Source organism: Trueperella sp. HMSC08B05 (genome assembly GCF_001808405.1).
Classification (GTDB): domain Bacteria; phylum Actinomycetota; class Actinomycetes; order Actinomycetales; family Actinomycetaceae; genus Trueperella; species Trueperella bernardiae.
This window is the reverse complement of sequence record NZ_KV793272.1, coordinates 52,445-68,376: the sequence shown is the minus strand read 5'-3', so window position 1 is coordinate 68,376 and position 15,932 is coordinate 52,445. Positions and strand designations below refer to the sequence as shown.

The following is a 15,932-nucleotide window of genomic DNA, read 5'->3' as shown; positions in this document are numbered from 1 at the left end:
CTCATATAAGAAGATCGCCCCAAAACCGTCCAGTGTATATAAATCGGCTTGTCTCTACTCGGCCTCAAACGTAGCCCAGGCCCGCACCGGCAGACCGTTCGCGCTCGCGATCTTGGGCCAACCGATGGAAATGAGCGCCCCGCGCACCGGCACCTGGTCAAGGTTGGCCAGCAGCTCGAGCTGGAACAGCCCCAGTCCCAGCACGTGGCGCTCCACGGCCAGGTCGCCAGCCGCCGCGCAGTCGACGGCCGGGTCCGTGTCGAGCGTCTCGTGCCCGATCCCGATCACGCCGCGATCGGCGAGCGCGCTCACCGCCTCCTTCGACCAGCCAGGCGAGTGCAGCGCCCCGTCGTCGTCGGCGTTGGCCAGCGCCGCGCCGTCGGGCCAGCGCTTGTGCCAGTCCGACCGGAAGGTCACGAAGCTGCCCGCCGGGATGGGGCCGTGCTCCGCCTCGTGCGCTTCGATGTCCGCCACCGTCAGCGCAAAGTCCGGGTTCGCCTCCACTTCCTCATGCCTATCGATGACGACAAGCGGCAATACCGCCTGATCCACCCCGAAGTCACGGGCGAGTGCGCCATCTTGGTGGAAGTGGCCGGGGAAGTCGATGTGCGTGCCGAACTGGCCGGGGAAGGTCTGGCGCTGAATGCGCAGGTTGTAGGGTGAATCGAAGTCGAGGATCGGGGTGTTGAGCTCGATCGCGCCTTCGGGCATGCCACCCCAGTAGGGGGAGTTTTCGTCGAGTTCGTGCGTGAGGTCCACGCGGGTCAGCTTGAGGTTCCACAGGGACATGGGAGGTCCTTTCGATGTCGTTGAGTCTTCAGCTCAGTTGTCTTCGGTGTCGGTTTGCGGCTAGCACCGCCGTCGTCGGGCCGCCGTCGGTCAGCGACGCCAGCCGCCGTCGTTACAGGCGCTCGCGCACCGACTGTGCGGCATCCACGAGGTTGCGCAGGGACTGCTCGGTCTCGGCGTAGGCGCGAGTCTTAAGGCCGCAGTCGGGGTTGACCCACAGGTGGTCTGCGGCAACGTTCCTCAGTGCGGCCGAGATGAGGTCGGTGAGCTCGGCGGTGTCAGGCACGCGCGGGGAGTGGATGTCCCACACGCCGGGGCCGATGTCGTTAGTGAAGGTGCCCTCCACCGACTCGAGCAACTCCATGCGCGAGCGCGCCGCCTCCACGGAGGTGACGTCGGCGTCGAGGGCGGCGATCGCGCCGATGATCTGGTTGAACTCCGAATAGCACAGGTGGGTGTGAATCTGGGTGTCCTCCCGCACGCCCGAGGTGGCGAGCCGGAATGCGCCCACCGACCAGCCGAGGTAGTCCTCGTGTCGGGCCTCGTCCAGCGGCAGGAGTTCGCGCAGCGCCGGCTCGTCCACCTGGATCACCGTAATGCCCTTGGCCTCCAGGTCCGCTACCTCGTCACGCAGGGCGAGCGCGAGCTGGTCGGCCACCTCGCCGAGTGGGGTGTCACGGCGCGGGAAAGACCACGCGATGATCGTGACCGGCCCCGTGAGCATGCCCTTGACCGGCTTACTCGTGAGCGACTGGGCGTACTCGATCCACTCCCCACCGAGCGAGCGCGTGCGGTAGACGTCGCCCCACAGGATCGACGGGCGCGTGCACCGTGAACCGTAGGACTGCACCCAACCGTTGTGGGTCACCGCGAAGCCCTCGAGTAGCTCGGCGAAGTACTGGACCATGTCGTTGCGTTCGGCCTCGCCGTGCACCAGGACGTCCAGCCCGATCTCCTCCTGCAATTCAATGACGTGCCGGATCTCGTTCTTCAGCACCTCGCGGTAGCCGGCCTCGTCCAGCTCGCCCGAGCGCCGCTTCGCCCGCGCCACCCGCAGCTCGCTGCGCTGGGGGAACGAACCGATCGTCGTGGTCGGCAGGAGTGGCAGATCGAGGCGGGCGCGCTGGAGGGAACGGCGCAGGACGGCGTCCCCGCGGCGGCGGTCCTCGGGGCGCAGGGCGGCGGTGCGCTCGCGGACGCTAGCCACCGTGACGCCGTCGGCACTCGCGCGCTGCTCGAACGCGGCGGTCGAAGCGGCGATGTCGGCGTCGATCGCGTCCCAGCCCTCGCGCAGGCCCCGGTCGAGCGTGACGATCTCCGCTACCTTCTCATCCGCGAACGCCAGCCAGGCGTGCAGGTTGGCATTCAGCGGCTCGTCCCACACCTCGCCCTCGAGCGTATGGGGGACGTGCTGCAACGACGTCGTCGTGGACGCCACAACCCTCGCGCCCGTGGCTCGCGCCCGCTCGAGTTTGTCGGCTGCCTCGCGCAGGTCCGTGCGCCAAATGTTGCGCCCGTCCACGACGCCGGCCGCGAGCGTCACGCCCTCCGCCCGCGCGCCCTCGGGCAGGGAGCCGCGGTCAAGATCGACGCCTATCGCCTCCACGCCCGTCGCGGCCAGGGCCTCGAAGGAGGCCGAGGAGTCGCCGTAGGGGACCGCGAGGAAGATCTGCGGGCGGGACTCGAGAGATGCGAGCTGTGAGTAAACGCGGGCGGCGATCTCGGTGAGGCGGGCCCTGCTGGCGGGCAGATTATCGGTGGCCAACGTCGGCTCGTCGAACTGCACCCACGGCGCTCCGGCGCCCTGAAGCTCGGCGAGGAGGGCGGCGTAAGCGACGGCGACGTCGTCGATACGCGTAAGCGGGTCAAAGTCCGGCTCGCGCTCAGTGCCCTTCGCCAGCGCCAGGAGCGTGACCGGTCCGACGACGACCGGCCGCACCGTGTACCCCGCCTCCGCGGCCTCGGTGTAGCGGGCCACGACCTGGCGGTCGGTGTATGCCACAGCGGTGGTCGAGTCGATTTCGGGGACGATGTAGTGGTAGTTCGTGTCGAACCACTTCGTCATCTCGTTTGCCGGGTGGGAGGCGTCGCCGCGGGCTGCGGCGAAGTAGGCGTCCAGGCCGTCGAGGTCTGCGAAGCGAGCGGGAATAATGCCGGCGAGGAAGGCGGCGTCGAGCACCTGATCGTAGTAGGTGTGGGTGTCTGGGATCGCGGCCGGCTCGGTCAGGCCTAGCTCGGTGAGGCGGGCATAGTTGGCCAGGCGCAGGCTGCGGGTCGCATCGAGGAACTCCTCGCGGGTGGTCTTCGCGGCCCAAAAGGATTCGAGGGCCCGCTTGAGCTCGCGGTTGGCGCCGATGCGGGGATAGCCGAGGATGGTCGAGGGCAGAGTCATGAAAAGTCCTTCGTGTCTTAATGGTCAGTGTGGTCGGGTGCGGAATGAAAACCTGGGAGCCGGCCCGCAAGCGGATCCCAGCAGGGCATTCGTCTAGGCATGATGCTCCTTGGCGACCAGGTCCATGACCGCGAGCGCGGGGACGGCCTTGTTGAAGGTGTAGAGGTGGACGCCGGGGGCGCCACCGTCGAGCAGCTCGAGGGCGAGGTCGGCCGCGATCCGGACGCCGATCCGCTCTTCCTCCTCGGGTGTGGCGGCGGTGGCGAGGGCCTCGAGGATCTCGGGGGAGGCCACCACGCCAGTGAGCTCCTGGGTGCGAAGCACGCGCCGGGTCTCGACCGGCGGGAGGATCCCCGGCACGATCGGGATGGTGACGCCAGCCGCGCGGGCCAGCTCCACGAAGCGGGTGAACTCGGCGGCGTGCCAGGAGAACTGGGAGATGGCGAAGTCGGCGCCGGCTACCTGCTTATGGACCAGGCGCTCGACCTCGGTCTCCGGGCTCGTGCCCGCCGCCGGGTTGCCGGCGGGGAAGGTGGCCACCGCGATGCGGATTGGCTGGAGCGCGCTTTGCAGGGCGAGCGGGGCGGAGCGGGCGTTGCGCTTGTAGTCGACCTCGCGGATGAGACGGATGAGGTCGGTGGCCCGGACCAAGGCGTCATCGGCCGGAGTCCAACCCGGCTTGCCAAGAGGCGGGTCGCCGCGCAGGGCGAGGAACGTGCGCACGCCAGAATCTAGGTAGTCCGTGACGATCTGCGTGATCTCCTCGATCGACGTGCCCACGCAGGTCAGGTGCGCGATCGGGGGAGTGGGCACGTGCCGGGCGAGGATCTCCGTGACCGCCCGGGCCCCGCGCCGATCCTGGCCCGCCGCGCCGTAGGTGACCGAGATGAAGTTTGGCCGGGCGTCCACCAGCTGCTTGACCGTGGTCCAGAACTTCGGGGCGGTCTGCGGGTTGCGCGGCGGCATCACCTCGAACGACGTGGTGATGTGGGAGGGGAGCTGGTCGCTGCCGCGGGCGGGGAGCCAGCCGAAGGACGCCGGATTGGCGGTGGGTTCTGGCGGGTTCGCGGCCGGGCTTGTCACCGTTGGGTCGGTGGCCCGCGCGGCCGGCGTCGGAACAGCAGAGAGTACAGGGGTAGCAGAGGTACAGGTAGCCATGATCATCCTGGAAAAACGTAGGATGTGGGCTCAAACGGCCTCGATCGGCGAGGCGGCTTGTTTTAGAAAAGTGCTACGAGCGCCTGCGCGCCCAACGTGCGCAGGAACCTAGCACACGTACATTCGCGCAACGACACCAGCAGTCATGACCGACTGGGCGTGAGCATGCGCGTAAATCTTCATGGCAATAACTTAACCCGAATCGTTCCCGCTGTCCAAAGGGGACCCTGAAATGTCTCACATTTCGATCGGCCCTAGAGAGTCGAGGAATCGTTGGGAGAATACCGCCCACGATCCTCAGCCTCCATGATCTGTGCCTCAAACATTTTCCGGAAGGCAGTTCCCGGAGACATCAGTTCATCAAAACTTCCAGATTCGAGGATCCTGCCAGCGTCGAGGAGGTAGATGGTGTCCGCCCATTTCAAGGTTGAGAGCCGATGGGAACTGAGGATAAAGATCCTGTCCTTGGCGAGAGCTGCGAACTTCGAGAACAGTTCTTCTTCGCCGGCGGCATCGATGGTGCTCGTCGGTTCGTCTAGGATCCACACGTATTCGTCCATGACCATCGCGCGGGCGATGGCAAGCCGCTGCCATTGACCCCCCCCGACAGCTCGATTCCGCCCCACTGGCTTCCCAGGGGGTGTCAAGTCCGTTCGGGGAGTCCCGGAAAATAGGTGCGATGCTTGCAAACTCTAAGGCGTCCCACAGCTGGGAATCGGCCGCGCGCTGCCTGCTTCCCAACATCAGAAACCGACGCACCGAGATTTCGTAACGCCCATAATCCTGCAGAACAGCGGACACATAAAAGGAAATATGTTCGTCTTCTCCCACGTTGATGGTGCGGTCGCCGATCAATACGCCCCCTGATGCGTCACGCTGTGTGTTCATCAAGGCCTTGAGAAGCGATGTCTTCCCGCTCCCGTTCTCGCCCACTATTGCGGTGAGCTTGCCGGAAGGAGCTTCGAGGGACACATGATCAACGGCGCGTAGCGTGCCGTAGTTGACCGTCACATCGGAGGCGATGAGAGCCTCGGCGTTTCGAACGTCCAAAGGACTTGATTGCTCGGTAGGTCTGTCAGCAAACGAACGGAGATGCTTGTTCGCCGGCAGCGATGTGACAAGCTCCCCGATCTGGTACCCGATGCCCATCATTGCGCTGATCCCTGCCATCACGCCGGCGGTTCCGGCGAACAATGCGCCGATGTTGTTACCGGAGTCCCTGTAGAGCGTGAGAAGCGCGATTGCAAACAAGCCAGTTGTCACGAGCCCGGCCAGCGACTCACTCGCGATTGACAGCCACTCTAGTCGTTGTCTGATCGCCATATGCGCGCATCGGTGATGCGCAGCTAGCTCGGCGAAAACATTCGTCGCCCGTAGGGTCGATATTTCGACCGCCGTACGCTGGTATGAGATCTGGTCCTGAAGATACGTGGATCGGCGAATCTCTTCTGTTGCCTGTGGCCAGAGGTGGGATTCCTGTTTCCCGTACCAGGCATATGCAAGCGTGGTGGGAATGGGTGCAAGGAGGCTGATCAGTGCGGCTGCCGTGCTGATTTCCCACAAAGAGAGCGACAATGTGAACGCGGTCAGCGTCGCGCACGCGATATTGACCGTTGCCTGGAACTGCGAAGAGACATGTCCCTCGGCAACACACTGCCGCGCCGCTCTCAACTCCTTCATGAACCCTTCGTCGTTAAACTCCCGAGCCGAAGCCTGAGATAGCCGATCCTGGAATAAGGAGGCAGAAGAAAGGTTGATCCTCATCGCATTCACGCGCGAGATTGCGTTGGAGACTTGTTGCCAGGCGTTCCCTGCGCCGAAAACGACGGCAACTAGGATGATGAGCCTGACGGCTCTCTGCTCCGAACCCATCGCGCTGGATAGCAACTTGATCAGCACAACGGTGGCGGCGGGGATTAAAGCAGCAACAATGAGAAACAAGATCGATGCGACAGCGCTAAGTGGAGTAGAGCGCAATCCGAATCGGAAGGCCCAAAGCCAGTGCGGGGTGTTCTTGTACGTCTCCACGGATTCACCCCTCAGCGAGAATCTTGACAATTTCCAATGCTAATCTCTGGTGGAGGTCGGACTCTTTGCCGGAGTACCCACATTGAACCCAGCTTTGTTCCTTTGATGTATCGAATCCGGAAATCACATCACCTATGGACATACCTGCCTGACCAGCACTGTCCCAGCAACTGTAGAGCTGCCCATGAGAGGTAACGACAATACCCTCTGGGTCAAACGGGGTGCCACAGGTTCTGCACAATCCAGAGTGCCCAGGGAGAGTCAAGCTAAAGCCAGCGGCAACTACGCTTCGTGCAAGCCTCACATACTCGCTGATGAATCTTTGGTCATAGGTGTGCGGGGTGTAAAACGGGGTTGAATCAACAACGGTCAAAGTGATCGAGATAAAGGAGTGGCTCCCCTCCAAGCAAGGAAAGGTGGATGCTTTGCTTTTTCTTTGTCGTAGCAAATTGGTGAATGAACCTCGAAATCTGTTCGTTCGATACGGACCGTTTCCCAAGGATTGGTTTACGTCGAGAATGAGATATGTCAGTCCTTTGATAGCAATAATCGCAGGATAAGTTGCAAGCAAACCCAGGCATATAGGCCACAGTTAAAACTCTGGGCTTCTTAGACTTTCCCATAGTCACAAGTAGCCTCAGGGCAACTGCACCGAATCTAGTTACGGTCCCGTTAGGAGTCACCAATGATCTTGGCAGGAAGAAAACGCCCGAACTGCACGAGACGTACGAGTGTTTTCTCCCTCTGAAACCGTACTATGCATCCTCCAAAACACTATTGTGTCTGTTAGTCAGCTTTGCTGGCTAACAGACAGTCGACCTAGAGCAGGCCGGGTACCATTCGACTACGCTACGGGCACTTATCGTCCATCGGAGTAAATGTGCCGAATCCCAGCTTTCGTAAGAGCGCGAGTAGCATCGTCTTCACCTCCTTCCTGTAGGTGTGATAAAGATTGCATCTGATAATGAGTGAACGCTACCCATTCGCGGAACGGATTGATCTGACCCTCTCCAACAGAGTATGGATGTAATCGGGTTGCGCCCCGGTTGCGTCCTTAAGAGTGGTGTATCTGGACTCGGGCTTGGGCGAAGCTTAATTGGCGGCGGCCTGTTGTCGCACTGTGTTCGGCTACCTTTCGATCGATCAACAACCCGTTTAACCTTTGCCAGTGGGCGACTGGGAAGCAAATGGTAAATACAGTGGGCCGCTCGGCTGAGCGGCCCACTGGTCGTTGCTTGGGCTGAAGCCCGTTGAAGTTTGGGCTGACCCAGCCCGGTGATGATTAGCGCGTGGCGAGCGCGACCTCCGGGTCAGGCTGACCGGTGATGCGGTTGCGCAGGTCGCGCCGGATGATCTCAATCACCCACATCCAGATCGCGTGCCCGGGGATCTCTGACAGGTGCTCCTCCCACGGCTGGTTCCACGGTGCCGGGACCACACCCATGGCCGGCATGAGCACCGCGTGGAAAACGAACCACAGGAACACGCCGAAGGCGACGCCCTGCCACAGCTTGATGCCCGGGTAGACCTCGGCGATCAGGCAGTAGAGCACCGCGAAGAAGATGGCGAAGCCGAAGTGGATGAGGAAGGACACCCACGGCAGGCCTTCGTTGCCATTGAAGGTGTAGGAGGCGTGCGTGGTCTGGTCGGAGAAGCCGAGCAGCTCCAGGAATGCCTGCGGCGGGTTGGTCGCGTTGCGCTCGGGGGTGCGCGGCGGGAGGGGGACCTCCCAGCCGAACTTCACAATCGCGGAGACGATTCCGCCGATCAGGCCAACGAGCGCGGCAACCTTATAATTACGTCGGGAAACATCAGTCTTTGTCCACATATATACGATTATTTCACTTAGCGAACCAGCGGTGCCAAATCGGTTCACATGACAGTACATGTGAAACTGTCGGCCCAGCAGATCCACACCGTTGTCGCTCGACCATCACACCGCCAAGGGACCGATCAAAAAGTTTGGACGGTTTCGGGGCTATCTCCTCGCATACGAAGATAGCCCCGAAACCGTCCAGTGTTGTGAAATCGCCGGCTTCCGGCCAGCCGCTACGCCCGCTTCGGCGTCAGGTACACCACGCCGTAGGGCGGCAGCTGCACGATCGCCGAGTGGGCGCGGCCCGCGTGCTCCACCGGCTCGGTCTCTACCTGGCCGAGGTTGCCCACGCCCGAGCCGCCGTACTCGACCGCGTCGGTGTTGAGAATCTCCTCCCACACGCCTTCGAACGGCAGCCCGATGCGGTAGTCGTTGTGCGGGACTCCGGAGAAGTTGCACACCGCCACCACGAAGTCGTCCTCGTCCTTGGACTTGCGCAGGTAGGCCAGCACGTTGTGGTCCGAGTCGTTGACTTCGATCCACTCAAATCCGTGGTTGGTGAAGTCGTCGCTCCACAGGGCGGGGTGCTCGCGGTAGATTTCGTTGAGGCGCTTGACGCAGGCCATCACCCCGTCATGGCCCGGGTTGTCGGTGAGCCACCAGTCGAGGCTCTTGCCCGAGTTCCACTCATCGATCTGGGCGAACTCCTGGCCCATGAACAGCAACTTCTTGCCCGGGTGGGACCACTGGTAGCCGAGCAACAGGCGCACGCCGGCCAGCTTCTGCCAGTGGTCGCCGGGCATCTTGCCGTACAGGGAACCCTTGCCGTGGACCACCTCGTCATGCGAGAGCGGCAACAGGAACTGCTCGGAGAACGCGTAGACCAGCGAGAACGTGAGCTCCCCGTGGTGCCACTTGCGGTTGATCGGCTTTTCTTCCATGTAGTGCAGGGTGTCGTTCATCCACCCCATGTTCCACTTCAGGCCGTACCCGAGGCCGCCCTGATCTGTCATGCCGGTGACTCCGCCCCACGACGTCGATTCCTCGGCGATCATCATGATGCCCGGGTGCGTACGGTAGGCGGTGGCGTTGGCTTCCTGGATGAAGGAGATCGCCTCGAGGTTTTCCCGCCCGCCGTACACGTTGGGCTGCCACTGGCCATCCTGGCGCGAGTAGTCGAGGTAGAGCATGGAGGCGACGGCGTCCACGCGCAGCCCGTCCACGTGGAACTCCTCCAGCCAGAACAGCGCGTTGGCCACGAGGAAGTTGCGCACCTCGCGCCGGCCGAAGTTGAACACGTAGGTGCCCCAGTCCGGCTGCTCGCCGCGCAGCGGGTTCGGGTCCTCGTACAGCGGCGTGCCGTCGAAGCGGGCGAGCGCCCACTCGTCCTTGGGGAAGTGGGCGGGCACCCAGTCCATGATGACGCCGATGCCGGCCTTGTGTAGCTCGGAGATGAGGTAGCGCAGCTCGTCCGGATGGCCGTAGCGCGCGGTGGGGGCGTAGTAGGAGGTGACCTGGTATCCCCACGACGGCCCGAACGGGTGCTCGGCCAGTGGCATGAACTCCACGTGGGTGAATCCCGTGTACTTCAGGTGGCCGATGAGCTGTTCGGCGGCGTCGCGGTAGGACAGGCCGTGGCGCCAGGAGCCCAGGTGCAGTTCGTAGACCGACACCGGGCCGGCGTGCGGATCCGTCTTCGCGCGCCCTTCCATCCACTCCTCGTCATCCCACTCGAAGTGGGACTCGGTGATAATCGAGGCCGTCGACGGCGGGATTTCCGTACGCCGAGCCATCGGGTCAGCCTTCTGGTGCCAGCTGCCGTCGGCGTACTGGATCTCGAACTTATAGCGCTGGCCGTCCTCGGCACCGGGGATGAAGAGCTCCCAGATGCCGGAGGTGCCCATGGTGCGCATCGCGGCAGACACGCCGCTCCACGAGTTGAAGTCGCCAATCACGCGCACGACGCGCGCGTTGGGTGCCCACACCGAGAAGCTGGTGCCGTGCACCGGGCCCATCGGCGTGTCATAGGTCTGCACGTGAGCGCCGAGCACCTTCCACAGCTGCTCGTGGCGGCCCTCGGAGAACAGGTAGCGGTCCACCTCACCGATGGTGGGAAGGAAACGGTAGCCGTCATCGGTGGTGGCCTCAAAGTCGCCGTAGGTGGCGCGCACCTGGTAGGTGGGAACCTCCCCGCCCGGGATCGCCACCACCCATACGCCGTTCCATTCGTGGGCGGCGGGGTATTCGGCGTCGGGGGTCACGATCGTCACCGAGTCTGCCAGCTGGCGACTCACGCGGATCGTGACGGTTTCACCGTTGGTGTGCGGCCCAAGGACGTCATGCGGCGAATGGTGAATTCCATTTGAGACGGCGTCAAGAACGTCATGGGAGACAGACATCGGTACGGGTTCAGTCATGTCAGGCTTCCTTCATCGTGCTGGCTAATGGCAATATTCTACGTCGGATTAGTTGTCCTGGGCGCCGATCAGGCGAAGTACTCCGCGCACGGGAATCTCCAACCAGGTGGGTCGGCTCGCCACCTCATAGCTCACCTCATACAGGGCTTTGTCCAAGGTTAGGGCGTCGAGCAGGCGTTGTTCGGAGGTCTCGATCTGCCCGTATCCGGCCATGAACGCCTCCCGCGCGCTCCGCGTCCACGCCTCCAGTTCGGCCCGGTTCCCGCCGGCGAGTTCGGCCGAGCCCCCGGCGTAGTCGAACGAGCGCAGGATGCCGGCCACATCGCGCAGGGCCAGGTCCGGGTGCACGCGTTCGGCAAGCGGGCGCAGCGGCTCGCCCTCGAAGTCCAGCGCCACCCAGCCCCGCCCCGGGGCGTTCAACACCTGGCCCAGGTGGTAGTCGCCGTGGATGCGCTGCAACGGGGGCCAGTGCTCCTCGAGCGCCCCGGCGAACACGGCCTCGATCCGGTCGCGGTAGTCGGCAAGCGCGGGCACCTGGGCAAGGGCCGTCCGGGCGCGCTTGCGCCACTGGTCCACGATCTCGGCCCGCATCGCCGGCGTCGCTTCCACCGTGGGGAAGGCCTCGGCGAGCTGGCGGTGAATGTCGCGCGTGAGCTTGCCCAGCGCCACGATTTCGCCGCATTGCGCGAACGACGCCGTCGTCTCCAGTTGTCCCCGCAGCACCTGCCACGCGTCGGTTGCCCCCGCGAGGAACTCTTGGGCCACGAGCATGTCGGTGCTCGCCGCGCCCCACGCCCCGGTCACCGATCCGTACTGGCGGGGCACCGCGCGCGAGCCGGCGGCGTCCAGCGCGGTTTGCAGCTCGACGTCGGGGTTCGCCCCGTCCGACAGCACGCGGAAGACCTTGAGGATAATCCCGGCCGAGCCCGTCTCATCCAGCTCGGCGAAGCGGTAGATGATCGACGTGTTCGACTGCTCCGAGGTCAGCTTGGCCGCGCTCGCCACGGGCGCGGCGGGCCGGATCGGGTGGGCCTCGAGGGTCAGGCCATCCCCGGACAGTGCTCCGGTGTAAACCGCGCCGAGCAGGGCGGCCTGGCCATCGGCGTCGTCGGTGGCATCAAAGACGTCGACCGCCCCGGTGCGCTCCCGGAACGTCAGCGGCACCGAGAACATCAGCTCTCCGGAGCGGACCAGGAAGATCTCCGTGCGGGCTGCGCCGTCGGCGAGCAGGGCGCTCGGGCCGAACTCGAGCTCATCTCCCGGGTTGCCGGTGAACCACCGAGCGCTCGTCATCCACTCCCGCGTCACGCCGGCGAGCGCCTCGGGCGTCACGGCGCCGAGCGTGGCTTCGATCGTGCCGATCACGCGCTATCACCCTCCACGGGCGCCGACTCGCCCTCCCCGGGCGGGGTCAGCTCGAACCAGAAGAAGTCGCGCGAGCCGAGGGTCATCGGGTAGCGGCCGTCCTCACCGATCGCGGGGAAGCCGGCGCCGCCAAACACGTCGCGCACGTTCCACCCCGCGTACTGCGGCACCTCGACCACCGCGGCGCGCGCCGTGTTGGCCATGTTCATTACGCACAGCATCGCCTGCTCGGAGTTCGCGCGGGTGAAGGATAGCACCGCCTCGTTGCCCGACTCGCGCAGCTCGAAGTCGCCGTTGCCGAGCACCGGGTAGCGGCGGCGCACCTGCAACGCCCCTCGCATCCAGTGCAACAACGACGCCGGCTGGGCCAGCTGCGCTTCCACGTTGATCGCCTGATAGTGGTAGACGAGCGACTGGATTGTGGGCAGGTAGAGCTTGCCCGGGTCGGCGGTGGAGAAGCCCGCGTTGCGGTCCGGGGTCCACTGCATGGGCGTGCGCACCGAATCACGGTCCGGCAACCAAATGTTGTCGCCCATCCCGATCTCATCCCCGTAGTACAAGCACGGCGAACCGGGCAGCGAGAGCAAGAGTGCGTTGGCCAGCTCGATCTCCGCGCGCGAGTTGCCGAGCAGAGGCGCCAGACGACGCCGGATGCCCACGTTCGCCCGCATCCGCGGGTCCTCCGCATACCAGCCATACATCTTGGCCCGCTCCTCGGTGGAGACCATCTCGAGCGTCAGCTCGTCATGGTTGCGCAAGAACGTACCCCACTGGGAGCCCGCCGGGATCGCGGGGCTGGCATTCAAGATGTCACGAATCGCGGTGGCCCGCTGGTCGCGTAACGCGTAGTAGATGCGCGGCATGACGGGGAAGTGGAAACACATGTGGCACTCCGGAGTCTCTTCATCCCCGAAGTACTCCACCACGTCCTCCGGCCACTGGTTGGCCTCAGCCAACATGATCTTGCCTGGGAACTCCTCATCCAGCATGGCGCGTAACTCCGCCAGGTAGGCGTGCGTGCGCGGCAGGTTCTCCCCGTTCGTGCCCTCCTCCTCAAACAGGTAGGGCACGGCGTCGAGCCGGAAACCGTCAATCCCAAGCCGGGCCCAGAAGCGCACCACGTCCTTAATCGCCTCACGCACCTGCGGGTTTTCGTAGTTGAGGTCCGGCTGGTGGGAGAAGAAGCGATGCCAGAAATACTGGCGGCGTACCGGATCGAACGTCCAGTTGCTCGCCTCCGTGTCAATGAAAATGATGCGGGCGTCCGAATAGGCCGTGTCGTCGTCGCTCCACACGTAGAAGTCGCCGAACGGGCCATCCGGATTCGAGCGCGAGGACTGGAACCACGGGTGCTGATCCGAGGTGTGGTTGACCACCAGGTCAATGATGATGCGGATCCCGCGCCGGTGGGCCTCCTCGATCAGCTCGCCAAACTCCTCGATCGTGCCGTACTCGGGCGCAATCGCCGTGAAGTTCGAGACGTCGTACCCGCCGTCGCGCATGGGTGAGGGGTAGAAGGGAGGGATCCACAGGCAATCCACGCCCAGCCACTGCAGGTAGTCCAGGTGCTCGATGAGGCCGCGGAGGTCACCGGACCCCTTCCCCGTCGAATCCCCGAACGCACGAAGCAGGACCTCGTAGAAGACCGCCGTCTTGAACCAGTCCGGATCGTCGGACAGCCCGGGGAAATGACCAGAGTCGAAGTGCGCGTTGGCCACTAAGCCACCTTTCGGTTAGAGAACCTTGACAGAGAGGATATGTGCGACCGTCCCGTTCGGGTCGAGGTTCACGTACGGGCGGTCGTTCCAGCGGAAGGAGGCGCCCGTCAGCTCGTCATAGACCTCGATCGCCGGTGAGCCGTCCCAGCGGGCCGACGTGCCAAAGACTGACAGGTCGAGGTCAATAGTGGCCGAGTGGGTCTCGAATGGGTTGAGATTGAGCACTACGATCACCATGTCCACCGAGCCATCCGCCGACTCCTCCGGGCGGGAGACCTTGCTGAAGCACAAAATGTTGTCATTATTCGTGGGGTTGATCCGCACGTTGCGCAGGCGGCGCAGCGCCAGGTGGCGGCTACGCACGTCGTTCAACTTGGTCAGCAGGTCCGAGATACCAAACGCCTCAGCCGAGGACCAGTCCCGGCTTTTGTATTCGTACTTCTCATTATCGATCTGCTCCTCCGCACCCGGGCGCGCCACGTTCTCCGCCAGCTCGTATCCCGAGTAGATGCCCCAGGTTGGCGAGCCGGTAGCGGCGAGGATGGCCCGGATCTTGAAAGCCGGCACGCCGCCGCGCTGCATGTACGGGGTGAGGATGTCGTGCGTCGTCGGCCAAAACGCCGGACGCACCCGCGAATCCGACTCCGCCGAGAGCTCCCACAGGTAGTCCTCGATCTCCTTCTTCTCATTCCGCCACGCGAAGTAGTTGTAGGACTGGTGGAAGCCCACCGCGCCCAGGGTCTGCAGCATCGGCGGCTTCGTGAACGCCTCGGCCAGGAAGATGACCTCCGGATGCTCCGCCCGGAACTCCTCCAGCAGGCGCTTCCAGAACATGACCGGCTTCGTGTGCGGATTATCTACGCGGAAGAGCGTCACCCCGTGGGAGACCCACAGCTTCAGGATCCGCTTGATCTCCTGGTAGATCCCCTCCGGGTCGTTATCGAAGTTCAGCGGGTAGATATCCTGGTACTTCTTCGGCGGGTTCTCCGCGTAGGCGATCGTGCCATCCACGCGCGTGGTGAACCACTCCGGGTGTTCCTTCAACCACGGGTGATCGGGGGAGCACTGGAGCGCGATGTCGAGCGCCACCTCCATGCCCAGCTCCCGGGCGCGTGCCACAAACGCGTCGAAGTCCTCGAACGTGCCCAGGTCCGGGTGGATCGCGTCATGGCCGCCGTCGGCAGAACCGATCGCGTACGGCGAGCCCGGATCCTCCGGGATGGAATCGAGGGAGTTGTTGCGCCCCTTCTTGTTCGTTTCACCGATCGGGTGGATCGGGGTGAGGTAGACGACGTCGAAGCCCATCGCCGCGATACGATCCAGCGCCTCAGCGGCGGTCTTCAGCGTGCCCGACACCCACTTCTCAGCCGCCGCGTCGTAGTAGCAGCCCGCCGAGCGCGGGAAGAACTCGTACCACGAGCCCACGAGCGCGCGCTCGCGGTCCACGTTCACCTTCAGCCGCGCCGATTCCGTGACCAGGTCACGCAACGGGTAGGCGGCGAGCGCCCGGCGCACGTCCTCCGAGGTGGCCGCGGCGAAGCGCAGGTTGATCGCCACCCGGTCACGCTTCATCACCGAGATTGCATCGCGCAGGATCTTGCGCTCCTCGCTACGCGCGGGCATCTTCTCCATCGCGCGGGTGAGCACACGCGCGCCCTCGAGGAATACCAGCTCCGTGTCCTGACCGGCGTTGAGCTTGATGTCGGCGTCGTGGTACCACGTGGCAACCGGGTCAGACCACGCGCGCACGAAAAACTCCCACGTGCCCGGGTGGGTGGGGGTGAGCCAGCCCTTGTAAATGTTGAGCCCCGGGTGGGAGTCGTACATGATCGACTCCTGCACCTCGCGCCCCTCCGGATCCACGAGCACGGCGGCAGCGCCAAACTGGTCGTGGCCCTCGCGGAACACCGTGGCGGTGACGGGGAATGCCTCGCCCTGCGTGCCCTTCGCCGGCCACGCGCCGTTCTGCAGGCTCGGCTGGACGTCGACGATCGGGATGCGGCCCAGCGTGGGCGCCTCGGCGGCCTTTGTGGCCTTGGTGGTGCGGCGCGTGGTGGCGCGCGGCTTGCGCGCTGCGGGCTTCTTCGCCGGCGCCTTTGCAACGGCAGGAGCCTTGCCAGCAGGCGCCTTCGTGGCGGCTTCAGCGGCAGAAGCAGGAACAGCGGGCTGGGTGAAATCGTTGCTAGTCACGTTTTTCATCCTATGCCAAAGGCCGCAACTTTACTGCCGCAATCAGCCGGTATCGAAAT

Annotated in this window: 10 protein-coding genes and 1 pseudogene; all 11 read right to left on the bottom strand. The window is 64.1% G+C overall.

The genetic code is table 11. From position 1 onward, the window contains the following. Positions 1–54 precede the first annotated feature (54 nt). A complete protein-coding gene (locus HMPREF3167_RS08250; RefSeq protein ID WP_062613471.1) occupies positions 55–789 on the bottom strand; it encodes a cyclase family protein in 735 nt (244 codons plus the stop codon). Between the two features lie 112 nt (positions 790–901). Then, positions 902–3,181, bottom strand: a complete 2,280-nt coding sequence (gene metE / locus HMPREF3167_RS08245) for a 5-methyltetrahydropteroyltriglutamate--homocysteine S-methyltransferase (RefSeq protein ID WP_070446420.1) — start codon at positions 3,179–3,181, stop codon at positions 902–904. Between the two features lie 93 nt (positions 3,182–3,274). Further along, positions 3,275–4,339, bottom strand: coding sequence for a methylenetetrahydrofolate reductase (locus HMPREF3167_RS08240; RefSeq protein WP_083200568.1), 1,065 nt, complete (start codon positions 4,337–4,339; stop codon positions 3,275–3,277). A 254-nt stretch (positions 4,340–4,593) separates the two neighbouring features. Continuing rightward, positions 4,594–4,965: an ATP-binding cassette domain-containing protein gene (locus HMPREF3167_RS10220; protein ID WP_371440128.1), complete on the bottom strand. Its 372-nt coding sequence runs from the start codon at positions 4,963–4,965 to the stop codon at positions 4,594–4,596. Between the two features lie 76 nt (positions 4,966–5,041). Beyond that, positions 5,042–5,488 (bottom strand): annotated as a pseudogene (locus HMPREF3167_RS10215) (ATP-binding cassette domain-containing protein); the annotation flags it as partial. A gap of 1,238 nt (positions 5,489–6,726) precedes the next feature. After that, the gene (locus tag HMPREF3167_RS10210; protein ID WP_371440130.1) at positions 6,727–6,948 is read right to left on the bottom strand and encodes a radical SAM protein; all 222 of its coding nucleotides are present in this window, start codon (positions 6,946–6,948) and stop codon (positions 6,727–6,729) included. A gap of 701 nt (positions 6,949–7,649) precedes the next feature. Then, positions 7,650–8,195, bottom strand: coding sequence for a YagU family protein (locus tag HMPREF3167_RS08230; protein ID WP_062613475.1), 546 nt, complete (start codon positions 8,193–8,195; stop codon positions 7,650–7,652). A 221-nt stretch (positions 8,196–8,416) separates the two neighbouring features. Next, complete coding sequence (gene glgB, locus HMPREF3167_RS08225; RefSeq protein WP_236698668.1) at positions 8,417–10,582, bottom strand: 1,4-alpha-glucan branching protein GlgB; 2,166 nt, start codon at positions 10,580–10,582, stop codon at positions 8,417–8,419. A gap of 66 nt (positions 10,583–10,648) precedes the next feature. Next, complete coding sequence (locus HMPREF3167_RS08220; protein WP_062613477.1) at positions 10,649–11,965, bottom strand: phosphotransferase; 1,317 nt, start codon at positions 11,963–11,965, stop codon at positions 10,649–10,651. Then, entirely contained in the window at positions 11,962–13,683 is a 1,722-nt protein-coding gene (gene treS / locus HMPREF3167_RS08215; RefSeq protein ID WP_070446417.1) for a maltose alpha-D-glucosyltransferase, read from the bottom strand. Before treS ends, HMPREF3167_RS08220 begins: the two co-directional genes overlap by 4 nt. Before the next feature lie 15 nt (positions 13,684–13,698). Beyond that, a complete protein-coding gene (locus HMPREF3167_RS08210) occupies positions 13,699–15,882 on the bottom strand; it encodes an alpha-1,4-glucan--maltose-1-phosphate maltosyltransferase (RefSeq protein WP_070446416.1) in 2,184 nt (727 codons plus the stop codon). Positions 15,883–15,932: the final 50 nt, after the last annotated feature.

Coding starts and splice junctions, on each gene's coding strand:
- HMPREF3167_RS08250 (WP_062613471.1), bottom strand. CDS start 789: ATGTCCCTGTGGAACCTCAAGCTGACCCGCGTGGACCTCACGCACGAA.
- metE (WP_070446420.1), bottom strand. CDS start 3,181: ATGACTCTGCCCTCGACCATCCTCGGCTATCCCCGCATCGGCGCCAAC.
- HMPREF3167_RS08240 (WP_083200568.1), bottom strand. CDS start 4,339: ATGGCTACCTGTACCTCTGCTACCCCTGTACTCTCTGCTGTTCCGACG.
- HMPREF3167_RS10210 (WP_371440130.1), bottom strand. CDS start 6,948: ATGCCTGGGTTTGCTTGCAACTTATCCTGCGATTATTGCTATCAAAGG.
- HMPREF3167_RS08230 (WP_062613475.1), bottom strand. CDS start 8,195: ATGTGGACAAAGACTGATGTTTCCCGACGTAATTATAAGGTTGCCGCG.
- glgB (WP_236698668.1), bottom strand. CDS start 10,582: ATGTCTGTCTCCCATGACGTTCTTGACGCCGTCTCAAATGGAATTCAC.
- HMPREF3167_RS08210 (WP_070446416.1), bottom strand. CDS start 15,882: ATGAAAAACGTGACTAGCAACGATTTCACCCAGCCCGCTGTTCCTGCT.